Origin of the sequence: Rhodococcus sp. NPDC058521, assembly GCF_042719695.1 — a bacterium.
Taxonomy (GTDB): domain Bacteria; phylum Actinomycetota; class Actinomycetes; order Mycobacteriales; family Mycobacteriaceae; genus Rhodococcus_F.
In genome coordinates, this window is sequence record NZ_JBHXNL010000011.1 from 113,085 (window position 1) to 134,922 (window position 21,838).

Here is a 21,838-nt window from a genome sequence, read left to right on the forward strand (position 1 = left end):
CGAAGGATTGTTCGTGAAGTCGGCTTTGCGTGCCGCCCACGGCCCTATGTCAGGCCGAGCGCGTTCAGTTGTGCGCCGACGTCCACCGGGGCTGCCACTTCGATCCCGATCAGCACCTCACGAACGGCTGATGCAGCTTCCGGAATCAACGAGGCCAAACTGGCGGCGTTCGGGGATTCGAGAGCGCGACGCACATCGTCGCCGCGTAGGGATGCGACCGTGCCGGCCAGAATCGACAACACTTCCGATGGATTGTCGGCCCTCGCCACGAAACCGGTGTCGGCATGGGCGAGCACCGAAAGGAAGTCCGCAATCGCGGAAGCCGAGTACCCGCGTCCGAGGCCCGGAATCTTCCCGCCGTCGACCAGTGCACGGGCCGCATCGGCGAGGCCCGGGTCGCCCGTCGTGGGATAGACAGCAAGGGGCGAGGGCACCCGCAGTGCGATGGCGTCGCCGAGATCATCCGCCGGGCAGTCGAGCTGATACCGGACCGCCTCGTACGCCGCCTGTGGCGCGCCGCGAAGCTTCGTCGGGTCGAGGTCGAGGTCCACGACGATCTTTCCGAGCTCGAGCCCGTCTTGGCCGAGCAGACTCGCGGCCGACACGATCGGCGGACCACACACCGACGCAGTCTTCGCGGTGCGAGCTTCGTCTGCCTGCGTGAATCGCTCGCTCAGCAGGGCGGAGAGCAGCGATTCCGGGCCGGCGGGCCGGGGAATTCCGAGGGGGAGATCGATCGACACTCGTCCACCGTAATTCTCGTAGGGGTTGCGACTCACGCCACGCTGATATTAATTTAGGCTTACCTTATTCACCGACTTGCAGTACCGACCTCTCGGGAGGGGAACGATGGCCACCACGACACCCACCGGACCGACAACGGCCGAGCGCGTCCGCAGCTCGTGTGCCAGGACGCGGGATGCCGTCCTCGCCATCGAAGGCAGCGCACCCACCGTCACGACGGTTCACCACCTCCTGCCCCGCGGCGACGTCGTGGTCGCCGTTCCGGCCGAGTCTGCGGCAGCGACGCTTGCCTGGCTCGCCGGCGGAGGCGGCCTCCCCGCCGTCCTCGAGCTGACCGACAACTCCCCGTTGTCGCTACGCGAACCCGTCCGGTCACTCGTGTGGCTGCGCGGCACCCTCCACTCGCTGTGCGAGGCGCACTCGCGCGAGCTCGCCGACGAGGTCGCGGCCGAGTTTCCGCACCCGGGACTCCTCGACATCGGACACACCACCGTGCTTCTCCGGCTTCGTCTCGCATCGGCGGTCGTGGCTGACTCGAGTGGCGCCGAGCCCGTTCAGGTCGAGCAACTGCTCGATGCGTCGGCCGATCCGTTCTGGGAAATGGAAGGCGCGTGGCTGCAGCATCTCGACGAGGACCATCAGGACCTCATCGACCTGCTCTCCCGCAAACTGCCGCCGCACATGCGCACCGGCCGGGTTCGCCCGCTCGGTATCGACCGGTTCGGACTGAACCTCCGGATCGAGAACGAGGACGGCGATCGCGACGTCCGATTGTCCTTCGCACAGCCCGCCCACGACCCGACCTCCCTGAGCCGAGCAATTCGGCTCCTCGTCGGATGCCCCTTCGTCAACGGACTTCGCGCCCGCAGTTGATGGAACCGCTCCTACTCCATAGCCGGACGCAATGTCCGCCCACCACCGGCGGCTAACGTCGGACGCGTGTTCTCCCGCGTGAGTGTCGATGCCGCAGTTCGTTCGTGGATCAGGCCGGACCGACCACCGTCGACCCAGCCCCCGTTGTCATCCGCGGAGCGTCGGGGCCTGTGGGTCGAGATCACGATCGTTCTTCTCGTCACCTTCGGCCTCAGCGGCTTGTCCAGCGTCCTGTCGTTGGCAGAATCTCTGGCGACCCCTGGCGGCCTCGCCGATCAGGCTGTTGCCCTCAACACCTCGCGAGCAGAAAACCAGTTCATCGACTTCGCCCGACAACTTCTCGGCGTGCTTCGTCTTGTCGCCTGGGGCGCCCTGGGGCTGTATCTCCTGTGGCGCAGTGGAGTGGGACCGAAGGCTGTCGGATTCGGTCGTTCGATCCGACGTCCCGACGCCACACAGGGTGTCGGTTTGGCAGTACTCATCGGAGTTCCTGGCCTCGGCCTATACCTGATTGCCCGTGCAGTGGGCGCGAACTTGACCGTCGCCCCCAGCACCATCGAGGAATACTGGTGGCGACTACCCGCTCTCCTGTTGTGGGCGATCGCCAATTCGTGCGCGGAGGAGATCCTCGTCGTCGCGTACCTGATCACGCGACTGCGCCGACTCGGGTGGAGCGAGAACTCGTCGCTGCTGGCATCCGCCCTTCTGCGGGGCAGCTACCACCTCTATCAGGGTTTCGGTGGTGGCATCGGGAACGTGGTGATGGGGCTCGTATTCGGCAGATACTGGCAGAAAACGGGGCGTTTGTGGCCGCTGGTGATCGCCCATGCACTGATCGACGGCGTCAGCTTCGTCGGCTACGCGGCCTTACGCGGCCGAGTCGGCTGGATCCCGTGACCCCGCGGCAGGACAGTAAAGTCATGGGGTGACCGGCAACCCCCCTCCCCCTCGGCGCAGGCAGCCACAAGGGCAGCAGCCACCCCCACGCAGGCAGGGCCCCCCGCAGGGACCGCCGCCGCACAGGCCGCCACCCGAGGGCACCCAGGTCATCCGCAAGAACCCGGGAAGCGCGCCGCCCCCACCACAACAGGCCTGGTCGCAGGCGCCTCACAATCCACCGCCGCGTCCCTACCCTGCGCCGGCACCCAGAAATCCCGCACCACAGGGTCCGGGCCAGCGCCCGGCACCCCAGGGGCACGCGCCCACGCAGACCCCGCAGCCGTATCGAGAGGACCAGCCGTACCGGCAGGGTCCCCGGCGCGGGCATTCCGCTCCCCCGCCTGCGCCACCACGGCAGGCACCCAAGCGCGCACCAGAGCCGAGCCGACCCCCGAAGATGCGCCGCAAGCGCCACTGGGGTCGCCGTTTCGGCCTGATGTTCCTGGTCCTCGTTCTCGCGCTCGCCGGAGTGACCTTCTACCTCGACAGCTCGCTCAACCGCGTCGACGCTCTCTCCGACTACGAAGGCCGAATCGGTGACACTCCCGGAACGAACTGGCTGCTGGTTGGTTCCGACAGCCGGACAGGTCTCACCCCCGAACAAGAAGCGGAACTGGCTACCGGTGGCGAGACCGGGCCCGACCGCACGGACACGATCATCCTCGTCCACATCTCGAACAGCGGTGAGCCGACGATGGTCAGTATTCCGCGCGACTCCTACGTCTCCATTCCCGGCTATGGGCAGGACAAAGTCAACGCTTCGTTCGCGCTCGGCGGGCCACAGCTGCTCACCCAAACCGTCGAAGAGGCCACCGGTGTGCACATCGACCACTACGCCGAGATCGGCTTCGGCGGCTTCGCTGGAATCGTGGATTCGGTCGGCGGTGTGGACATGTGCCTCGAACAGCCGATGGTCGACCCGCTTGCCGGTATCGACCTGCAACCAGGCTGCCAGGAGCTCTCGGGTACCCAGGCGCTCGGATTCGTGCGTAGTCGGGCCACGGCACTCGCCGACCTGGATCGTATGGACAATCAACGCAAGTTCATGTCCGCCCTGCTGTCGAAAGCAACCAGCCCCACCACCTGGCTCAACCCGTTCCGGTTGTGGTCTCTGGCCAGCGATACTGTCGAGACACTGCAAGTCGACAACAGTGACCACATCTGGCATCTCGGTCGTCTGGCCTGGGCGATGCGTGGCGGTATGACCACCACCACGATCCCGGTCTCGGGCTTCGAGGACAACGGTTCCGGCAACGTTCTGCTATGGGATCACGACCGCGCGAGCCAGTTCTTCGGAGCCATTGCAAACGACGACCCGATCCCACCCGACCTGTTGACCACACCCCCGGGATGACACGCTTCGCCCGGTAATCTCGATGCCATGAACGTCAAGCCTGCCAACCCGCATGAATTCCACGTCCTGCTGCTCGAACAGATAAAGAACGAGTTCGCCGCCTCCCAGCAGTACGTGGCAGTAGCCGTGTACTTCGATGCGAACGACCTTCCCCGTCTCGCCGGGCGGTTCTACGAGCAGGCCAACGAAGAACGGCGCCACGCGATGATGATGGTGCGGTATCTCATCGACAACGGCCTCGAGGTGAAGATCCCCGGAATCGACCCGGTGGTGACGGAGTTCTCCTCTGTCCGCGAACCCGTCGAACTCGCGCTCCGCCAGGAGAAGGAGGTGACCGAGCAGATCACTCGGCTCGCACACACCGCCCGCGACACCGGCGATTACCTGGGCGAACAGTTCATCCAGTGGTTCCTGAAGGAGCAGGTCGAAGAGGTGTCGCAGATGAATACGCTACTCACCATCGTCGACCGCGCAGGCGACAACCTGTTCAACATCGAGGACTTCGTCGCCCGCGAATGGACGGGCGGCGCCGCGGATCCGACGGAGCCCTCAGCCGCAGGCGAAGGCGACTGACCCACCGCCATGATGGGGGTTGGGCGCGCTTGAAGCGGTGGTCATTCGCAGGACATCGCCGAGCAGCGCGCCGCGGATCGCCTCAGAGTCGGATCGGGAGGGCCGCTGGTCGGCGCAACTGCAACCGCACAGTTGAATTCCACGCAGAATGGAAATCAACGGTTCGGATTCAGAGACCGAGGACAACGTTGGCGATCAGGAAGTATATGACCAGCCCAGTGGCATCGACGAATGTCGTAATGAATGGGTTGGAGAACACTGCTGGGTCGGTCCGCAGCATTCGGGCAACCAGCGGCATGATTCCGCCCACCGTCGCGGCCATGGAACAAACAGCAAGCAGAGTCAGACCGACAACGAGTCCTATATCGCGGTCGTATACCAAGCCTGCAACGACAAAAGCTATCGACCCGAGCAACGCACCCAGAAGCACTCCCACACGCAATTCCCGCAGTAGTACTCTGCCGCCATCACGCGTTTCGATATCTCCCAACGCCAGCGCGCGGGTGACAGTAGTGGCCGCCTGGTTTCCAGTGTTGCCGCCCGTTCCGATCAGTAGGGGAACGAACAACGCCAGGGTGACGACACTGTCCAGCGTGGACTCGAATACCTCCAGCACCTGAACTGTCAGCGTTGCGCCGATCGCCAAGACCAGCAACCACACCACTCGCAATCGAACAATTCGTCCGATCGGAGTGGTCAGATACGGCTGACGGAGTGGTTCGGAACCACTGATGCGTGCCTGATCTTCGCTCTCGGCGTCTTCGAGGATCCGCAATGCGTCGTCGACTGTCAGCAACCCGACAAGCCTGGTTTCCGCATCGACGATCGGAAGTGCCAAATGCTTCAACTGCGCACAGTACCGAGCCGCGTCTTCGGCACCGTCGGTGGCGTACGCCCACCACGGCGGTTCCATGATGTCGGCAACCCGGGTGTGTGAGTCCGCGAGCAGCAAATTCCGCAGGTGCAGAACACCCACGAGGACCCGGTTGGCCGTTACTGGAATGACGTACACCGTTTCGGCATCCTCGAGGTCGCGAGTCACTCGGTCAATGGCGTCTGCTGCGGACATGTCAGGGTGAGCGGTCACGAACTCCGGGCTCATCCGACGGCCGATCGCACCTGCTGGGTATCCGAGAATCGCAGCGGTCAGTTGCCGCTCCTTGTCCGGCAGTCCGCGCATGAGTTTGCCGGCGACCTTGGCCGGCAGCTCGTCGAGAAGCTCGACTCGGTCATCGGGGTCGAGTTCACCGAAGAGGGTCGCGACGTCCTCGTCTCGGAGTGCATCGACCAGGTCGCGCTGCAGGATTGCAGGAAGATCCTCGAAGACCGCCAATGCCCTGTCCTTGGAGAGAACCCTGTAGACGACGGCGCGCTGAGTACGGTCAAGTCGTTCCATGGCGGACACGACATCCGTGGGTACGAGAGGATCCACAGCATGACTGAGCGCCGTCAGGTCTTTGTCTGCAAGAGCGCGATCGATGAGGCGGATGCGGTTGCCACCGGTGTCGGTCATTTCGTCACGGCTCACGTTCATACCCTAGGCCAGTCACCCGAGGGCAAGGTGTGGAGTCGGCGGTAGTCCCATGACCGGTGCACCCCGATCCCGGCGCCTCGCACCCCGGCCGGTCTCGACCACCGTCCCGCCCACAATCACACTCTGTTCCAACCTCACTCTGTCGATAATCGTCAGAAGTGGCGAAATCCTTTTCGCAATGACATAGATTAGGCGAACTTTACTTTGGGAACGCTTACCACAATTAGGTCGAGCTTGGATGACAGGCGCTCTGACCTGCATTATCTTGGTCCACATGACCACCGATTCACACTTCACGAAATTCCACGCATTGCTTCACGATCAAATTCGAAACGAATTCAATGCGTCCCACCAATACATCGCGACTGCCGTGTATTTCGACAATGCGGACCTGCCGCAATTGGCCAAGCACTTCTACAAGCAGTCCATCGAAGAGCGCAACCACGCGATGATGATCGTCCAGTACTTCCTGGACCGCGACATGGAGGTCGAGCTCACCGGAGTCGACAAGGCCAAGTCGCACTTCGACAACGCCCGTGAGCCGATCGAGCTGGCCCTGACCCAGGAGAAGACGGTCACCGAGCAGATCGTTCAGCTCGCCAGCACCGCCCGGGAGGAGGGCGACTACCTCGGCGAGCAGTTCATGCAGTGGTTCCTCAAGGAACAGATCGAAGAGGTGTCCAGCATGACCACACTGCTGAACATCGCCGATCGCGCCGGCAGCAACCTGTTCGATCTCGAAGAGTTCGTCGCCCGCGAGATGAGCACCGTAGGCGATTCCACCGGCGCGCCGAGCGCAGCCGGTGGAACCATCTGATCGGACCTACCGCAGCGTGACCTGACGCCCGCGCAGTCCGTCGCGGGCGCGACGCTCTTCGGTGGTCAGAGGTGCATTGACGGCGAGGGCCTCGGCCAACCGGTTACCCAGTTCCACGGTGGCCGGGGCCCACTCGTCGGCGTGCATCTCCGGGTCGAGGTCGAACACGGGGACGAGCAGTCCGTGTGTACGGAACGAACCGGCGTAGCGCGATCCCTCACCCAGGTGCAACCCACCGGCGGCGTGCACGCGAGCGAGCGCCAGCATCAGATCGTCCTCGTTCTCGGGACGAACCCAGCGAATGTGTGCCTTGTCCCCGGCGTCGACCCACCAGGCGGCCACGACACCGTCTGCGTTCAAGCGCGCCGACGGCATGATGGCCGCGTTCGCCTGCTGCACCGTGGCAGCAACCTCGGGGGCCGGCTCCACACCTTCGGGAATCCACCAGTCGAAGTTCTGATGGACGGTGATGTCGAGGATCGCGTCGGGATCGATCACGGTCTTCAAGTCCGGGGTGTCCTCGGTGGGATCGGCAGCGGGCAGGGAATCGCCTGCCGAAGCCGACTTCACCCACTCGACCGAAGCGGCGAGATCGGCACCGAGGTCCTGTGAGTACGCCTGCACCTGCACACCGACGAACGACTCGTTCACGCCACCGTTCTCACGGGCGAGTGCGGCCACGGCACCGGGCAGGACTGTTGCCAGCGTGATGTCACGGTCGGCGCCCGGGACGGGGAGCGGTGCGGTCGCGGACGGAACGAATTCGCGAAGTGCGACCAGGTCGCACTCGGCGGCGACCCCCTCGAACGGGCGCGTCACGATCGATTCGGCGCTCTCCCGTTCCGCTCTACGCTGCGCGAGCTTCTCTGCACGCGCGCCACCCGGCTTCGGACCACTGTTTCTCTTGCTCTTCTTACCCACGACGCCAAAACCTACACGTCCGTGCCCTGCGGGTCAGGTACCCAGCCAGTTCTTGGTGCGCCCCGGATGGTTGGTGGCGACCCAGCCGACACCGAGTTCGCGACACAGGTCGACGTCTGCACGCTCGTCGACGGTCCAGCAGTAGGTGGCCCGCCCTGCGGCTGCCGCTTTGTCCACGGTGTCCGGGTGCTCACGCAGTGTCTTCACGGACGGGCCGACCGCGGTGGCACCGACCGTCGTGGCTGCGCTACCGCCGAGGTAGCGCGCGGATTCTCCGAGCAGGACGGTGGGCAGCAGTGGCGCGGACCGCCTGATCCGCCACACCGCGGCCGCCGAGAAGGACATCACCACAGCCCTCGCGTAATCGGCGGACGGCGGCGACGCGATCCCGAAGCGGTGCAGTTCGGCGAGCACCTTGCTCTCGACGAGGCTGCCGAATCGCACGGGGTGCTTCGTTTCCACGAACAGTTTCACCGGACGCGACTGCCAGTCCAGGGCGAGAGTGATGAGTTCACCTAGAGTCAGAATCTCCGCGGGTGCATCGGGAGTGCCGTAGTCGAACTCGCGCAGTTCGGCGAGGGAGAGCTCACTGACGATCCCCGTGCCGTTCGACGTTCGATCGATCGCCCGATCGTGCACACACACGAGGTGCCCGTCCCGGGTGAGCCGGACATCGCATTCGAGACCGTCCGCACCTTCTTCGAGAGCAAGTTCGTAGGCGGCGAGAGTGTGTTCGGGAAGTGCCGCCGACGCACCCCGGTGTGCGACCACGAGCGGGCCCCGACGGAGCTGCTTCATGCGGCCAAGACCCAGCGTGTGCGCTTGTCTCCACGACCCCGCAATGTCCGGTTCTCGAGTCGACGCAGGACGGCGAGAGTGAGCACGGCGATCGCCGAGGCGAATGCTGCGGTGGACGCTGCGAGCAGAACTCCATCCGCCATTGCCTGCAGACCCTCGCGAGTTCTCCACAGCCAGTTGAAGCACACGAGCGCGGCTCCGCACACCCAAGCGACCCACCAGATGCGGATCAGCAGAACCGCCCGCGGATCGCGCCGGACGAGTTCGAGAAGGAAGACGCCGGGCATCACCAGGTTGACGATTGGGACCGCGCAGCCGATTGCGATCTCCACAGGGTTACGCGGATCCGTCGTCCTGGAACTCTCGAACACCCTGCGCCGAGCACGAAGCAACCAGAAGACCGAGGTGACGGCGGCCACGAGGGCCACGAACATCCCGGAGGCCTGGAGGACGAAGACGCTGATGTCCGAAACGGCGAGAACGAGCGGGTCGATCAGCCTGGACCTGTTGACGAGGAGAATCACGTACCGGCCGAGCTCGGCCACGGCTGCCAGGGCGTACACGATCGCGGTCAGCACCAGCATGTATCCGGCGAGGTCCGCCATCTGCTCGAACCGGTCGGCGTTCTTCGACACCGGCTTGGGTGGGGCGTCACGCAGTCCCCACCGAGGGATTTCCGAGTATCGCGGGGTCTCGGGCGAACGGCCTGCGGTGTCGCTGCGAAGCGCTGGACGCCTGAGGGGCGTTCGGGCTATCCATCGAAATCCGCGTCGTTCCGGACGCAGGTGAGTCTTCGTCTGGATGGGTGCCAGAAGCACTCCGCTGCAGCGTGGGCACCATTGCACCGGTGTCCCGACGACGGGCCAGCGCGCGGCGCACCTTGCGCACACCTGCACGACGCTCATACGCGAACCCACTTCACTGTGCCGATTGTGTCATGTGGGCCGATTGTGTCATGTGGACGCGTGGGTGGCAGAGGCCGACCGAAAGGTCCAATTCGGCCCAATTGTGTGAGCCACGCCACCAGTTACGTCGAGTTATCCACAGTTTCCACAAGCCCATCCACAGTTTTCAACAAACCGAGAGGTTTGTATTCACAGGTCAGAGCGCATCCTCGGGCGTGTTGTCGACAGGTTGGGAACCGATCGGTCCACACGGTCCACAGCGGCCCGGGCCGGAATTACCCCTCCTGAACTCCGGACCGGCCGCTGTCCCCCGGCTGTCGCCGAACCGAATCGGCCCGACACTTGATCAGACGCGGCCGAGACCCATTTGGTTCCACTCGATCTGTAATCTGTGGAATCTATGTCGCGTGTCCTGCAGTCGGCGATCGCGCTCGTCGTCCTCCAACTCGTGGTTCGCGGCGTTGTCGCAGGCCACAGCGACTTCTACTGGGACGACCTCATCCTGGCCGGTCGCGGCAGCGAGCTTCCCCTCCTTTCCGCCGATCTTCTGCTCTACGACCACGACGGTCATTTCATGCCTGCCGCATTCGTCGTGGCCGGAATCGCGACACGCATCGCCCCCTACGACTGGGCCCTGCCGCTGGTGATGCTTGTGGTGCTGCAAGCTCTCGCGTCGCTGGCGGTGCTGCGCCTACTTCGTGCACTCCTCGGAGATCGGCGCGTACTGCTGATTCCGCTGACGTTCTACCTGTTCACCCCCCTCACGATTCCGGCATTCACGTGGTGGGCAGCGGGCCTCAATGCACTGCCCCTGCAGATCGGGCTGGCCTGGGTGACGGCCGACGCCATCGCACTTCGCCGCACGGGCCGGCGACGCTTCGCGGTGAGTGGAGCGCTCGTGTTCGCGGTGTGCCTGCTGTTCTTCGAGAAATCGGTGCTGATCCCGTTCGTGGCCTTCGCGACGGTAGCCCTGCTGAGCCACGTCAGCGGCAGCCCCTCGCCTCTGAAAACGGCATGGCGACGCGGACGTGCCCTGTGGACGACGTCCATTGCAATCGTTGCGGTCTGGGCGCTCGCATACGCGACGACGGTCTCTTCGCAATTCGAATGGGCAGGTATGGGCCGTGCCTGGGAGCTGTTCAGCCACGCGACGTCGCTCGGATTGTTCCCCACCCTCCTCGGCGGGCCCTGGGTATGGGAGCGGTGGGTACCGAGTCCACCGTGGTCGTCGCCGCCCGTCGTTCTCGTGGTCGCGGGCTGGCTGACGGCCGTCGCCGCCGTGGCCGCGACCATGCGTTGGAAACGGCGCGTGGGCTGGGTCTGGATCGCGGCCGGCGCATATTTCCTCGCCTCGGTGACCGCCATGGTCATCACCAGGTGGGGGGCCGATACCACGTTCGAACTCGCTCAGACCCTCCGATACTTCACCGACACGGCGTCGATCGTCACCATCGCGATGGCGCTCGTTCTGCGAGCGCCGAACCGAGTCCCCCTGCTCTCACGTGTGCCTGCGAACCGCACCAAGATCATCGCGGTGGCCGCCACGGTCGCCTTCGCGTTCAGCAGCGTGTATTCCACCTACACGTTCACACGGAGTTGGGAAGAGAACCCCACCACCGACTACCTCGCCACGGCTCGGGCATCGCTCGCAGAACACGACGACGTGCCACTGCTCGAGCAGCCCACCTCGATCTGGGTGCTACTCCCGGTCGCGTATCCCAACAACCTGGTCAGCCGAGTTCTCGGGCCTCTGAACGATCGGCCCGAATTCTCCGACAGCACTCCGGAACTCCGCATGCTCGACGACTCCGGGCAGGTTGTCGACGCCGATGTGACCTGGGTGCGAGCGATCACGCAGGGCATAGCACCCGACTGCGGCAATCTCGTGGAACGGCGCAGCTACACGGACATCCCGCTCGATGGACCTCTGACCAACTGGGAGTGGACCGTTCAGCTCAACTATCTCGCGTCCGCCAACGGCGCGATCGAGATTGCAATGGAGAACGGCAAAGCCGCCGAGGTGCCCGTCACCGCAGGCCCGAACCGAGTGTTCGTCCGGCTGACCGGTGGCGGCGACAACCTCAGAATCCGCACTCTGACACCCGATCTGTCGCTGTGCGTCGGCATGGGCCCGGTCGGCGTGGTGATTCCGAAGCCGTGAACGGGCAAGTGCCGGTCACACTCCGTATCGGGACCAGGCAGCGCGCGCGTTGATCGCACCCATCACGGCGGCGGCCGCGCCGTCCCAACTCGCGGCCGGCAGCCCCAGTTTCGCGAAGAGGGTGCGACGAGGTCCGGTCATCTCGATCTCGGCATCCGGGTACTTCTCCTCGATCACCTCGCGCAGGGTACCGATACCGTCGACGATGCCGAGCTCGACGGCCCTGCGCCCGAGCCACACTTCACCGTCGAACAGGTCCTCGTCGGAGCCGCGCAGGCGGTCGCCACGACGCGACCGCACCCAGGCGCCGAATTCGTCGTGGATGCCTTGCTGCAGTTCACGAAGCCATTCGATGTCCTCTGACTTCTCCGCGGAGAACGGATCGAGGCGCGCCTTGGCCTCACCCGCGGAGTGCAGGCGTCGCTCGATCCCGAGGCGATCGATCAGCTCGGAGAACCCGAAGCCGGACGAGATGACGCCGATCGAGCCGACCACCGAGGTCGACGTCGCATAGATCTCATCGGCGGCACACGCGAGCCAGTAGCCACCGGATGCCACCACGTCCTCACAGAACGCGATCACGGGGAGATCGTGCTTTTCGGCCAGTTGTCGGATGCGCGTCGCGATGTACTCGCTCTGCGTCGGTGATCCGCCGGGACTGTTGATCATCAGGGCGACGGCTTTCGCACCGCCGGTCGTGAATGCACGCTCGAGCGGCTCCTCGGCCGATTCGATACTCACCGCCTGGCGACCGAACCCGGCGCCACCCGAGGCGATCATTCCCTGCAGTTTCACGACGGGCACCACTCCCCCGCCGGGACCGCCGATGGATTCCGGTAGCCGATCTGCCAGTGGTTTCGGAAGGGTGAATGCCATACCTCGAGCGTACTGACCGGGACTCGAGGAACACTGGTCCGCATGAAGCTACGCGTTTTCACGGAACCACAGCAGGGTGCCACCTACGACCAACTCCTCACCGTCGCGCAGGCCTCGGAGCGGCTGGGCTTCGACGCATTCTTCCGGTCCGACCAATACCTGGCGATGAACTCCGAAGGTCTCCCCGGCCCGACCGACGCGTGGATCACGCTCGCCGGCCTGGCTCGCGAGACCTCCACCATCAGGTTGGGCACGCTCGTCACGTCGGCGACCTTCCGGCACCCGGGCCCCCTCGCCGTATCGATCGCTCAGGTCGATCAGATGAGTGGCGGCCGGGTCGATTTCGGACTGGGTGCCGGCTGGTTCGAGGAGGAACACGACGCCTACGGCATTCCGTTCCCACCGCTCGGTGAACGCTTCGACCGGCTCGAGGAAACCCTCGAGGTGATCACCGGCCTGTGGCGGACGCCGGTCGGTGAGACGTTCTCACACGACGGCAAGTACCTGAAGCTGACCGATTCCCCGGCCCTCCCCAAGCCGCACACTCCCGACGGTCCGCCGGTACTGATCGGTGGCCTCGGGAAGAAGCGCACCCCAGCACTGGCCGCCCGGTTCGCCGACGAGTTCAACGTGCCCTTCGCGTCCATCGACGACACGAAGGCGACGTTCGAGCGCGTGGGTGAGGCCTGCACCGCGAAGGGACGAGACCCGAAGGAACTCGTCTACTCCAACGCACTCGTCCTGTGCTGTGGACGCACCGAGGACGAGATCGCGCGGCGTGCCGCCGCCATCGGACGCGAGGTGGACGAGCTTCGCGAGAACGGTCTCGCGGGCACCCCGGCCGAACTCGTCGACAAGATCGGCCGCTACGCCGAGGTGGGGTCCCAGCGCATCTACCTGCAGACTCTCGACCTCATCGATCTGGACCACCTCGAACTGGTCGCGAGCGAGGTCATGCCTCAACTGTGACCGGCGGATGGTCAGTACCGGGTGGTCGAGTCCAGGAACGCGCGTAGATCTCGGTCCCACTTCTGGTAGCGAATGCGATCCCAGCGCATTCGGCCGAACTGGTATCCGATCGTGGCCAGCACAACCACCGACAACCAGGTGAAGGTGGCCAGCGCGATGCCCCCGACGACAGCTGCAGAATGAGTTGTCGGGGGCGGCGACAACGCGCCGCCACGGTCGACCCAGACATCGATCTCGGTGCCCGATTCTGTGCTCGGCGGCACCATCGCGGTGCCGTGACGGATCTGGCCGTGCCAATTCCACTCGATGTCTGCCGTTTCGGGTCCACTGACGAACTCCGCCTGTGGCTGCTCCATTTCGGAGTCCACGACCGTCGCCGACACCGAGGTGAGCTCGGCTCGTCGATTCTCGATCAGGTCGAGTTGGGAGGTGGCGTTGCGAACGCCGAACAAGACGGCGACCGGGATCAACGCGATCGCGAGGACTACCAATGTCAGAAAGCAACGGCGCTGAATTCTGTCGACCGGTCGTACCAGCGGGCCCAATCTTGCTGACCTGCTCCACATGCTCTTCTGTTCACCTTTCGGGCTCTTCCTCGATTCGAGGGAGCGGACGTATCAGGTGGGCGGCAGCACGTCGGTCTGCGCGGGCACCTCGTCCTGCTTGAAGACACCCACCGGGCAGCTGACACCAGTGGCGTGTACGGGGCAGTACCCGCCGGGATTCTTCGCGAGGTACTGCTGGTGGTAGTCCTCCGCGTAATAGAACTGTGTGAGGGGTGCGATCTCGGTGGTCACCTTGCCGAAACCGGCTGTGGTGAGACGCTTCTCGAACAGTTCGCCCGTCGCTTCGGCGACCTCGACCTGATTCTCGTCGAAGGTGTAGATCGCCGAGCGGTACTGGGTTCCCATGTCATTGCCCTGCCGCATGCCCTGCGTGGGGTCGTGGTCCTCCCAGAAATGCTGGAGGATCTGCTCGTACGTGATCACCTCGGGATCGAACACGACCAGAACCGACTCTGTGTGACCGGTACGGCCGGAGCAGGTTTCCTCGTAGGTGGGGTTGGGCGTGTAGCCACCCGCATAGCCGGCAGCCGTCGAGTAGACGCCGTCGAGTTCCCAGTAGCCCTTCTCGGCACCCCAGAAACATCCCATCGCGACCACGGCGGTCTGCATCCCCGGCGGGAACGGCGGGGCGATCGGGTGACCGTTGACGTAGTGCTCGGCTGGCACGGGCATCGGCTGACTTCGGCCCGGTAGGGCCTTGTCGGCGGTGACCATCGGGCTATCGGCTGATGCGCGACCCAGAAGTTCGTCGTACCAAGACATGCCCCGATGCTACGCGCGGCGCAGGCGTGTCCGTCGCCACCCGATCTGGTGGTTTGGCGGCACGGGCCGCTCTTCGATCGGTCCACGCCGCGATTTTTCGTGCGGCAGGAACTTCCACCCACCGGTAGAGAGCTTCCGCCACCGCAGCCATGACGACGAGGAACGCTATGATCGCGCCGGTCTGACCGAAGTGGCCGACCGTGTTCTCGTACACCCGGTACAGGACGAGAGTGTGAACGAGGTAGATGGTGTAACTGCGCTGCGCCGTCCAACGCACCACCGCCCAGTTGTTCATCTGGCCGTCGTAGCGACCGATCAACACGACACAAGCCGTGACGACCGCGATCGTCCACAGGTAGCGATCCCCGGCCCAGTAGACGCGGAACTCGGTGGCGAATCGCACGACCTCGATCTGCGCGAATGCGGCGATCACGATCAGGCGCCAATCCGCGAGGCGCGCCCAGCCGAGGTAGATGATCTGACCCAGGAACACCGTCGGCAGCGTGGCCGCGATCTTGGACAGCATCGGCACCGAGTACGGCTGGGGAACGTACAGGTTGTAAAGCAGAATCAACGAACAGATCGCAGCGCCGGCCAGCGGCATGATGATCGGAGTGGCACGCAGGATCGGCCTCGCGAACACACACGCGAAATAGAACGTCACCTGCACGGTCAAGGTCCACGCGACACCGAGCACCGCGACTTCCGGCTTCAAGAAGAAATTGCCGAGGAAGAAACTGAGCACAGCTTCGGAGTTGGAGACTCCCACCTGGCCGCTGAACATCCCGTTGATTCCCAGCCGAACCAGAACGATCGCAGCCACGATCGCCACCCAAAATGCGGGTAGCAGTCGGCCGAGACGATTCAACAGAAACTTCTGCGGACTGTGCCGGATGGCCGAGCGAGTGATCAGCGCCCCGGTCAACGTCATGAACACGGCAACACCCAGGAACGACAGGTGCTGATTGAGCCCGCCGCGCGCGATGAACAGCTCGTACACCAGGTCCAGGCCCCACCAACCCGTCCCGAGATCGTCGATCAGGTAGAAGGAGATGTGCGAGTACAGGACGGTCAGAACCGCCAGAAATCGCAGCAGATTCGCGCCCTTCAAGTCGACACGCGGCGCGAGGTCGCGTGACGTCGACGAGGGGAGCAGGGTTGACACCCCGGAGAGTTTAGGTGCTGTTCACGTGGTTTCCGAATCGCGCAGCCGCACGACCACGCTGTTCGGCGCGCATTTCGGGCTCGAACATTTCCGCCCGGGAATGGCCTCCGGAGTCCAACTGTTGCGATGGGTGTACTAATGAGATTGGGTATAACCCGAGATCAGGATAGAACCCGAAATTGGGGTACACACCCGAGAACGTTCATCGAACAGATGGGCGCACAAGCCCACGAAGAAGGGATGCTCGTGTCTGTTTACACGCTGCCGGAACTCCCCTACGACTATGCAGCTCTCGAGCCGCACATCTCGGCCAAGATCATGGAGCTGCACCACGACAAGCACCATGCCGCCTACGTCACCGGCGCGAACACCGCTCTCGAGAAGCTGGCCGAGCTTCGTGAGTCCGACGCGCTGGCTCCCGTGGTCAACCTGCACGAGAAGAACCTCGCCTTCCACCTCGGTGGTCACACCAACCACTCGGTGTTCTGGAACAACCTGAGCCCGGACGGTGGCGACAAGCCCGAGGGTGAACTCGCAGCCGCGATCGACGATCAGTTCGGCAGCTTCGACGCATTCCGGAACCACTTCTCGGCCAACGCCAACGCCATCCAGGGCTCCGGCTGGTCCATCCTGGCCTGGGATTCCATCGGCCAGCGCCTGCTCATCGTCCAGCTGTACGACCAGCAGGGCAACATCCCGATCGGCCTCACGCCGCTGCTGCTCCTCGACATGTGGGAGCACGCGTTCTACCTCGACTACCAGAACGTCAAGGGCGACTACGTCAAGGCATTCTGGAACATCGTCAACTGGGCCGACGTCGCCGCTCGCTTCGAGAAGGCGCGCACCCAGACCTCGGGCCTGATCGTCTAGATCTTTCGCCCTCACGACAGGCGCGCAGCGGAATCTTCCGCTGCGCGCCTGTTTCGTGTCACGACCAACAACGCCACTGCCAAGACCACGGTGGTAACGGCGAATCCGATCGCCAAACGTTCGGCCGTGATCAGCTCGGTCGACGACGTGGACGTACTGACCGCGACGGGTGCCGCCAGCACGTCGCTCGAAATATTCTGTTGTGCGGTGCTTCTGGCCGGAATCGCCGCCGCACCCGATCCGAGGTCCGTGGACAGCTGCGAAGACAGATCCTTCAACTTCGTGAATCCGTCGATCATCTGCGTCGTGGCCTGATCCACCATCTCCGGCGCCTGATCTGCGATCGGACCGATACCTTCGTCCAGTTGCCGGGCTCCGTCCGACAGTTGTGCGCTCGCTGCCTGCACCTGTGCCATCGCCGAGCGAACGAGATCACCGAGGTTCGATTCGGGCCCGACGTCGTCACCCAGCAGATCGGGAACGGCGTCCAGGTTCTCGAAAAGCAGACCGAGATCGGCAGACACCTGTTCGAGGTTCCCGAGAATCTCCGGCGGCAACGGGGTACGGCGCAGCACGTTCAGAGTGTCGTCGAGGGCCTTCTTCGTCCGTTCTGTGTTGCCTGTCACGTCACCGAGCGTTGCACCCAGTTCGGTGAGCCGATTCGCCACATCGTCTGCGGTGCCGGCTGTTTCGTCCACCACTGCCGCGACCTTGTCGGAGACCTCGAGCAGTTCGACGGACCCCGCACGCGCGGTTGCGAGGTACGGCAACAAAGCGTCCGCGCCTTCCGCCAACTCCCGAGCGGCCGAGTCGGCAGCGCCCGTGCCGGCCGCCAGGAACCCGGCGAGCATCCCGGCCTGCTGAAACTTGGACCGGTTCGCGGCGATGTCCGTCAACAGGTTCGATATCCCCTCCGCACCGACCTCCTGTGCGACAGCAGCATTCACACTGTCGCCCACCGTCGAATCGTCGACGTTCATCTGCACGTCCAGAGATGCCTTGCGCGGCTTCGGACCCCACACCGACGAGACGGCATCACTGAAGTCCTCGGGGATCGTGACAACGGCGAGGTAGCCCCCTCCAGCGGCCTCTTCCGCACTGACGACGTGCCAGTCCAAAGACGACTGCTCCCCCAAACTCTCGGCGATGCGATCGCCCGCATGGACCTCCACCTCGTCCACGACAGCACCTGCATCGGCGTTGACCACGGCAACGCCCCTATCTCCGTCCCGAGCCTGGGCAACGACCGCAGCACCCCCACCCACGATCACCAGAACCAACACCATCGCCGCCGCAATGCGCACAGATTTCATGCGCCGAAACCTAGACGACCAATCGTTCGCCGATTCTGTGGGAATCATGAGGGACGTCTGAGGAAATCTGGCACTCGGGTGGACTTGTGTGCCAGGTGTGATCGGGAGCAAGCTGGAAGTACCCGGACAGGTGCGCGGAGCGGCACGCGCCCACCCCGAGGAGGCAGTGATGAACAGCAGCGGCCGATACGTCGGCATCTCACCTTTTCAGGCTGCAGGAATTCTGCAGGGATTCGTCATCTCGGGCCGCTGGCCCGACACCACCAAAGAATGGGCGCAGCTACTCGCGCTAGCCGTCCGCGTCACGACACTCCCCGGGATTCTGCGCACCTCGACAGTATTCGGGGTCCGCGAAGAACTGCCCGAAGAACCCGCCCCGGGAACCGTCGGCTTGGTGATCGCCGAAGGACCAGTTCTCGGCGAGTCGGCAGTGGCGCCCGGCCGGTTCGGGAAACATCGACCGCCCGCCATCCTCATGTTGCACCCGCCGTCCGAGACAGCCCCGACCCTCCCCGAGTGCGAGGGCGCCGCATCCGGATGCGTGCTACTCCCCGGCCTGCCCGACCTCGGCCTCGAACACCGGGCTGCCTGGGTGGAAGCCGAAGCAGACGGCACAGTCACATCCATGGTCAGCAGGGTCGGCATCGACCCCATCGGCGACCCCGACACTGCAGTCCTGGCGATGCTGTTGGCGTGACTTCGCCTGCCACGTTCGGCACCGTCAGGGCACCCGAAACTTCACCACCAATGTCGCCAAACTTATTGCGTGGTTTGGGTTTTCGGGATTTCTCGAGCTAACCTTGCGTCATGGCACCACCCCATCCTCCGACCTACGAGTTCGTCAGGAGGATGTTCTTTGCCAGCCGCCCTACTGCTCAGCTTCGGCGTGATCTTCGTCGCCGAACTCGGTGACAAATCCCAGCTCATGGCGATGACGTTCGCGTTGCGTTATCGCTGGTGGGTTGTCCTGTCCGGAATCACGATCGCGACCACGATCGTGCACCTCGTGTCCGTTGCGGTCGGTCATTCGCTCGGCGTCGTGCTGCCGACCACACTGATCGCCATCGTCGGCGGTATCGCCTTCCTGATCTTCGGAGGGTGGACCCTCCGCGGAGATTCCCTTTCCCACGAGGAGTCGGGCAAGGCGGGCCGAACTGCACGATCAGCCCTGCTCGCCGTCACGTCCGCGTTCTTCCTGGCCGAGCTCGGCGACAAGACGATGCTTGCCACCATCACATTGGCCACCGATCACGATGCGGTCGGTGTGTGGCTCGGGTCGACCATCGGCATGGTTGCCGCCGACGCTCTCGCCATCGTCGTCGGCGCCGTTCTCGGTAAGCATCTACCCGAGAACGTCATTCGGATTGCTGCTGCGGTCCTGTTCTTCGTCTTCGGCGCCTGGTTGCTCCTCGACAGCATCTTCCCCGGTACCGCGGCCGGTGCGATCGGCGGCGGCATCGTCGTGTTGCTTGCCTGCATCATCGGCGCGGTTCTGCGTTCTCGCCGCCGAATCTCCGAAACAGCCGCACGTGTCGGACCGCCGAGGTAGACTTCGAACACAAGTTCGAACTGGGGGGTCGGGGTGGAATTCGAAGCGAGCATGGAGGCGCTCGAAGGCGCCGCCGCCGTGCTCGTACACGACAGCCTCACTCATCTGTCCGATGACGAAGTCGTCGAATTCATCCGCCAACTGGAAACAACGGTGCGAACGCTGGGCGCGGTGTCCGACCGGCTGATCGTCGAGGCCATGGAGCGCTCGATTCCTGGGCGCCTGGGCTACAACAGCCCCAACAAGCTGCTGGTCGACATCATTCGAGTGTCGGCAACGGATGCTTCCGCGCGAGTGGGCCGGGCACGGGAAGTCGGTACCTGGCACACCATGGACGGCCAACCGGCTCCACCGGCGCTGCCCGAGACCGCCGCCGCTCGTGCCGACGGCGCGATAGGCAACGACCATGTTCGGGCGGTGAGCAAGACGCTACGAAAGGTTCCTCGCGTCGTCTCACCGTCCGATATCGCGGATGCCGAAAAGATCCTGGCCGATTGCGCCCGCCACGGCACGCCAGAGGACGTCGAGCAAGCCGGCCACAGATTGTTGGCCTACCTCGATCCGGACGGCAGCCTCACCGACGAACGCGACCGCGCGCGGCGGCGCGGCCTGCACGTGTCCAGGCAGGACACCGACTTGATGTCCAAGATCTCCGGCGAACTCGATCCCACCACACGCGCACTCCTCGACCCTGTGCTGGAGAAGTGGGCGCGCCCGGGGATGAACAACCCCTCCGACCCGGATTCGCCTACCGGAGACAGTGAAGACTCCGGCATCGACCGGGATCGACTGGCTGCCGCCGCTGCCCGCGACACGCGAACCACCGGCCAGCGCAACCACGACGCTCTCACCGCGATGCTGCGCACGGTGCTTTCCTCCGGTTCGTTGGGCAGTCATCGTGGGCTGCCCGCCACCGCGATCATCACGATGACGCTGGCGCAGCTCGAGAAGTCCGCCGGTGGTGTCGTCACCACCGCGTCCGGTGGACTGGTGCCCATCCCGGAGGCGTTGAAGCTCGCCGAGCAGTCACACCCCATTCTCGCCCTCTTCGACCACGATGGGCGCCCTCTACACCTCGGCAGAAGGCGCCGGCTCGCGTCCTCGGATCAACGGCTCGCGCTCATCGCGTCCGATGCAGGATGCACACGACCCGGGTGCTCGGCGCCGCCCACCAGATGCGCTGTGCATCATGTGCGCTCCTGGCAGCGCGGCGGCAACACCGACATCGACAACCTCACACTGGCGTGCGACGCATGCCATGCACTGGTCAACGATTCCGAAAATGGTTGGGCGACGGTGAAGTCACGACGTCGAACTGGTTGGGTTTCGCCTCGCCACATCGATCCGACGAGGCGCCCGCGGATCAACCGCCGCCATCACCCAAGAGAATTGATACGAGAAGCCGCGTCGGACAGCGACGTTCCGTAGATGCTTGCCGCCGCGGCCGAATCCTGCTCGTCATATGCGGCCAGCGTTCTTTCGAAGTCCGCGCGCATCTCGACGGCGCGATCTCGATTCGCTTCGATGATCACCATTGCGGCAGAGGCCTTTTCTCGTACCAAGTTCGTGAAGGCAGCTGCAGAGGGAAGATGCTCTTCTCCCAAACCCATGTTCGCAGGGGCCAATTCACTCCGGGCACGGACGAGTAGCGCATCCATGTCCTCGACGAGCTTGCTGCACGCGTCGATGCAGCGAGACAACGCTCCCCGATCGAGTTCGAGTTCAGCCATCACCCGATCCCCCTTCCGGCTCCGACTATTGCGTCCGCATTGGCGATGTCCTGACCGTCGTACGTCGCGGCGTTGGCGACCAGTGTGTCCGACAGCTTCGCCAGATCTGCAAGCAACGCGTCACGCCGGCCGTTCAAGTACGTTCCGAACGTCTCGAATGCTGCAGTGGCCGTGCCGGTCCACGCGCTCGACGAACCAGTGATTTCACGATCTGTCGCGGTCAGTGCGGTGTTCGCATCGGCGAACACCGAGTCCGTCAGATCGGCGGCCGCCCGTAGTTGTGCGGTGTCGACGTGGACTGCCCCACCATTTCCATTCGCCATCTCTTCGCCCTCCCCTGTCGGCTTCGGTGCGTCAGCTTACGTGCCCTGTGGATGAATTGGTGCACTCGAGTATGGACTTCGATAGATTGACGTCGC

At 64.3% G+C, this 21,838-nt stretch carries 23 protein-coding genes; 11 read left to right on the forward strand and 12 right to left on the reverse strand.

The features are described from left to right. Positions 1 to 44 precede the first annotated feature (44 nt). Positions 45 to 743, reverse strand: coding sequence for a hypothetical protein (locus tag ACFWO3_RS16840; protein ID WP_378579758.1), 699 nt, complete (start codon positions 741 to 743; stop codon positions 45 to 47). Between the two features lie 106 nt (positions 744 to 849). On the opposite strand from ACFWO3_RS16840, the gene ACFWO3_RS16845 reads away from it, so the two are divergent. The 4 genes from ACFWO3_RS16845 (at position 850) to ACFWO3_RS16860 (ending at position 4,483) form a co-directional block, all read left to right on the forward strand. Further along, positions 850 to 1,617 (forward strand): DUF2470 domain-containing protein, encoded by a 768-nt coding sequence (locus ACFWO3_RS16845; protein ID WP_378579760.1) that lies wholly within the window; start codon positions 850 to 852, stop codon positions 1,615 to 1,617. A 66-nt stretch (positions 1,618 to 1,683) separates the two neighbouring features. Beyond that, positions 1,684 to 2,514 carry a CPBP family intramembrane glutamic endopeptidase gene (locus ACFWO3_RS16850; RefSeq protein ID WP_378579762.1) on the forward strand — a complete coding sequence of 277 codons (831 nt, stop codon included), beginning with the start codon at positions 1,684 to 1,686 and terminating at the stop codon, positions 2,512 to 2,514. Between the two features lie 151 nt (positions 2,515 to 2,665). Then, on the forward strand, positions 2,666 to 3,910 hold the full coding sequence (locus ACFWO3_RS16855) for an LCP family protein (RefSeq protein ID WP_378579822.1): 1,245 nt from the start codon (positions 2,666 to 2,668) through the stop codon (positions 3,908 to 3,910). A gap of 27 nt (positions 3,911 to 3,937) precedes the next feature. After that, a complete protein-coding gene (locus ACFWO3_RS16860) occupies positions 3,938 to 4,483 on the forward strand; it encodes a ferritin (RefSeq protein WP_378579764.1) in 546 nt (181 codons plus the stop codon). 169 nt (positions 4,484 to 4,652) lie between these two features. Here ACFWO3_RS16860 and mgtE read toward each other — a convergent pair whose 3' ends face one another. Next, complete coding sequence (mgtE, locus tag ACFWO3_RS16865) at positions 4,653 to 6,017, reverse strand: magnesium transporter (protein ID WP_378579766.1); 1,365 nt, start codon at positions 6,015 to 6,017, stop codon at positions 4,653 to 4,655. 274 nt (positions 6,018 to 6,291) lie between these two features. On the opposite strand from mgtE, the gene ACFWO3_RS16870 reads away from it, so the two are divergent. Next, a complete protein-coding gene (locus tag ACFWO3_RS16870; RefSeq protein WP_378579768.1) occupies positions 6,292 to 6,834 on the forward strand; it encodes a ferritin in 543 nt (180 codons plus the stop codon). A gap of 6 nt (positions 6,835 to 6,840) precedes the next feature. Here the strand turns inward: ACFWO3_RS16870 and ACFWO3_RS16875 are convergent, their stop codons facing one another. The 3 genes from ACFWO3_RS16875 to ACFWO3_RS16885 are packed head-to-tail and all read right to left on the reverse strand — an operon-like array spanning position 6,841 to position 9,371. Further along, positions 6,841 to 7,755 carry a DUF5926 family protein gene (locus tag ACFWO3_RS16875; protein WP_378579770.1) on the reverse strand — a complete coding sequence of 305 codons (915 nt, stop codon included), beginning with the start codon at positions 7,753 to 7,755 and terminating at the stop codon, positions 6,841 to 6,843. Between the two features lie 33 nt (positions 7,756 to 7,788). Beyond that, positions 7,789 to 8,553: a glycerophosphodiester phosphodiesterase gene (locus ACFWO3_RS16880; protein ID WP_378579772.1), complete on the reverse strand. Its 765-nt coding sequence runs from the start codon at positions 8,551 to 8,553 to the stop codon at positions 7,789 to 7,791. Beyond that, a complete protein-coding gene (locus tag ACFWO3_RS16885) occupies positions 8,550 to 9,371 on the reverse strand; it encodes a DUF4328 domain-containing protein (RefSeq protein WP_378579774.1) in 822 nt (273 codons plus the stop codon). Before ACFWO3_RS16885 ends, ACFWO3_RS16880 begins: the two co-directional genes overlap by 4 nt. A gap of 487 nt (positions 9,372 to 9,858) precedes the next feature. Between ACFWO3_RS16885 and ACFWO3_RS16890 the strand changes: the two genes are divergently transcribed. Then, on the forward strand, positions 9,859 to 11,619 hold the full coding sequence (locus ACFWO3_RS16890; RefSeq protein WP_378579776.1) for a hypothetical protein: 1,761 nt from the start codon (positions 9,859 to 9,861) through the stop codon (positions 11,617 to 11,619). A 15-nt stretch (positions 11,620 to 11,634) separates the two neighbouring features. Here ACFWO3_RS16890 and ACFWO3_RS16895 read toward each other — a convergent pair whose 3' ends face one another. Beyond that, complete coding sequence (locus ACFWO3_RS16895) at positions 11,635 to 12,495, reverse strand: S49 family peptidase (protein WP_378579778.1); 861 nt, start codon at positions 12,493 to 12,495, stop codon at positions 11,635 to 11,637. 42 nt (positions 12,496 to 12,537) lie between these two features. Here ACFWO3_RS16895 and ACFWO3_RS16900 point away from each other — a divergent pair, with 42 nt between their 5' ends. Continuing rightward, a complete protein-coding gene (locus ACFWO3_RS16900; protein ID WP_378579780.1) occupies positions 12,538 to 13,464 on the forward strand; it encodes an LLM class F420-dependent oxidoreductase in 927 nt (308 codons plus the stop codon). Positions 13,465 to 13,475: 11 nt separating this feature from the next. Here ACFWO3_RS16900 and ACFWO3_RS16905 read toward each other — a convergent pair whose 3' ends face one another. Genes ACFWO3_RS16905 through ACFWO3_RS16915 form a run of 3 tightly spaced genes read right to left on the reverse strand, consistent with a single transcriptional unit; the run spans position 13,476 to position 15,948 of the window. Further along, complete coding sequence (locus tag ACFWO3_RS16905) at positions 13,476 to 14,030, reverse strand: hypothetical protein (RefSeq protein ID WP_378579782.1); 555 nt, start codon at positions 14,028 to 14,030, stop codon at positions 13,476 to 13,478. Between the two features lie 51 nt (positions 14,031 to 14,081). Next, positions 14,082 to 14,792, reverse strand: a complete 711-nt coding sequence (msrA, locus tag ACFWO3_RS16910) for a peptide-methionine (S)-S-oxide reductase MsrA (RefSeq protein ID WP_378579786.1) — start codon at positions 14,790 to 14,792, stop codon at positions 14,082 to 14,084. Beyond that, positions 14,749 to 15,948 (reverse strand): acyltransferase family protein, encoded by a 1,200-nt coding sequence (locus ACFWO3_RS16915; RefSeq protein ID WP_378579824.1) that lies wholly within the window; start codon positions 15,946 to 15,948, stop codon positions 14,749 to 14,751. Before ACFWO3_RS16915 ends, msrA begins: the two co-directional genes overlap by 44 nt. A gap of 255 nt (positions 15,949 to 16,203) precedes the next feature. Here ACFWO3_RS16915 and ACFWO3_RS16920 point away from each other — a divergent pair, with 255 nt between their 5' ends. Then, on the forward strand, positions 16,204 to 16,827 hold the full coding sequence (locus ACFWO3_RS16920) for a superoxide dismutase (protein WP_378579788.1): 624 nt from the start codon (positions 16,204 to 16,206) through the stop codon (positions 16,825 to 16,827). Positions 16,828 to 16,838: 11 nt separating this feature from the next. On the opposite strand, the gene ACFWO3_RS16925 is transcribed toward ACFWO3_RS16920, so the two are convergent. Beyond that, positions 16,839 to 18,140 (reverse strand): hypothetical protein, encoded by a 1,302-nt coding sequence (locus tag ACFWO3_RS16925; protein WP_378579790.1) that lies wholly within the window; start codon positions 18,138 to 18,140, stop codon positions 16,839 to 16,841. Positions 18,141 to 18,309: 169 nt separating this feature from the next. Here ACFWO3_RS16925 and ACFWO3_RS16930 point away from each other — a divergent pair, with 169 nt between their 5' ends. The 3 genes from ACFWO3_RS16930 to ACFWO3_RS16940 all read left to right on the forward strand — a co-directional run bounded on the left by ACFWO3_RS16930 (position 18,310) and on the right by ACFWO3_RS16940 (position 21,117). Continuing rightward, positions 18,310 to 18,837, forward strand: a complete 528-nt coding sequence (locus ACFWO3_RS16930; RefSeq protein WP_378579826.1) for a peptidase — start codon at positions 18,310 to 18,312, stop codon at positions 18,835 to 18,837. A 159-nt stretch (positions 18,838 to 18,996) separates the two neighbouring features. Beyond that, a complete protein-coding gene (locus ACFWO3_RS16935) occupies positions 18,997 to 19,689 on the forward strand; it encodes a TMEM165/GDT1 family protein (protein WP_378579792.1) in 693 nt (230 codons plus the stop codon). Positions 19,690 to 19,722: 33 nt separating this feature from the next. Next, entirely contained in the window at positions 19,723 to 21,117 is a 1,395-nt protein-coding gene (locus ACFWO3_RS16940) for a DUF222 domain-containing protein (RefSeq protein WP_378579794.1), read from the forward strand. On the opposite strand, the gene ACFWO3_RS16945 is transcribed toward ACFWO3_RS16940, so the two are convergent. Further along, complete coding sequence (locus ACFWO3_RS16945) at positions 21,066 to 21,419, reverse strand: hypothetical protein (protein ID WP_378579796.1); 354 nt, start codon at positions 21,417 to 21,419, stop codon at positions 21,066 to 21,068. The two genes, ACFWO3_RS16940 and ACFWO3_RS16945, sit on opposite strands and share 52 nt — an antisense overlap. Beyond that, complete coding sequence (locus tag ACFWO3_RS16950; RefSeq protein ID WP_378579798.1) at positions 21,419 to 21,742, reverse strand: WXG100 family type VII secretion target; 324 nt, start codon at positions 21,740 to 21,742, stop codon at positions 21,419 to 21,421. The genes ACFWO3_RS16945 and ACFWO3_RS16950 overlap by 1 nt, the downstream gene beginning before the upstream one ends. Positions 21,743 to 21,838: the final 96 nt, after the last annotated feature.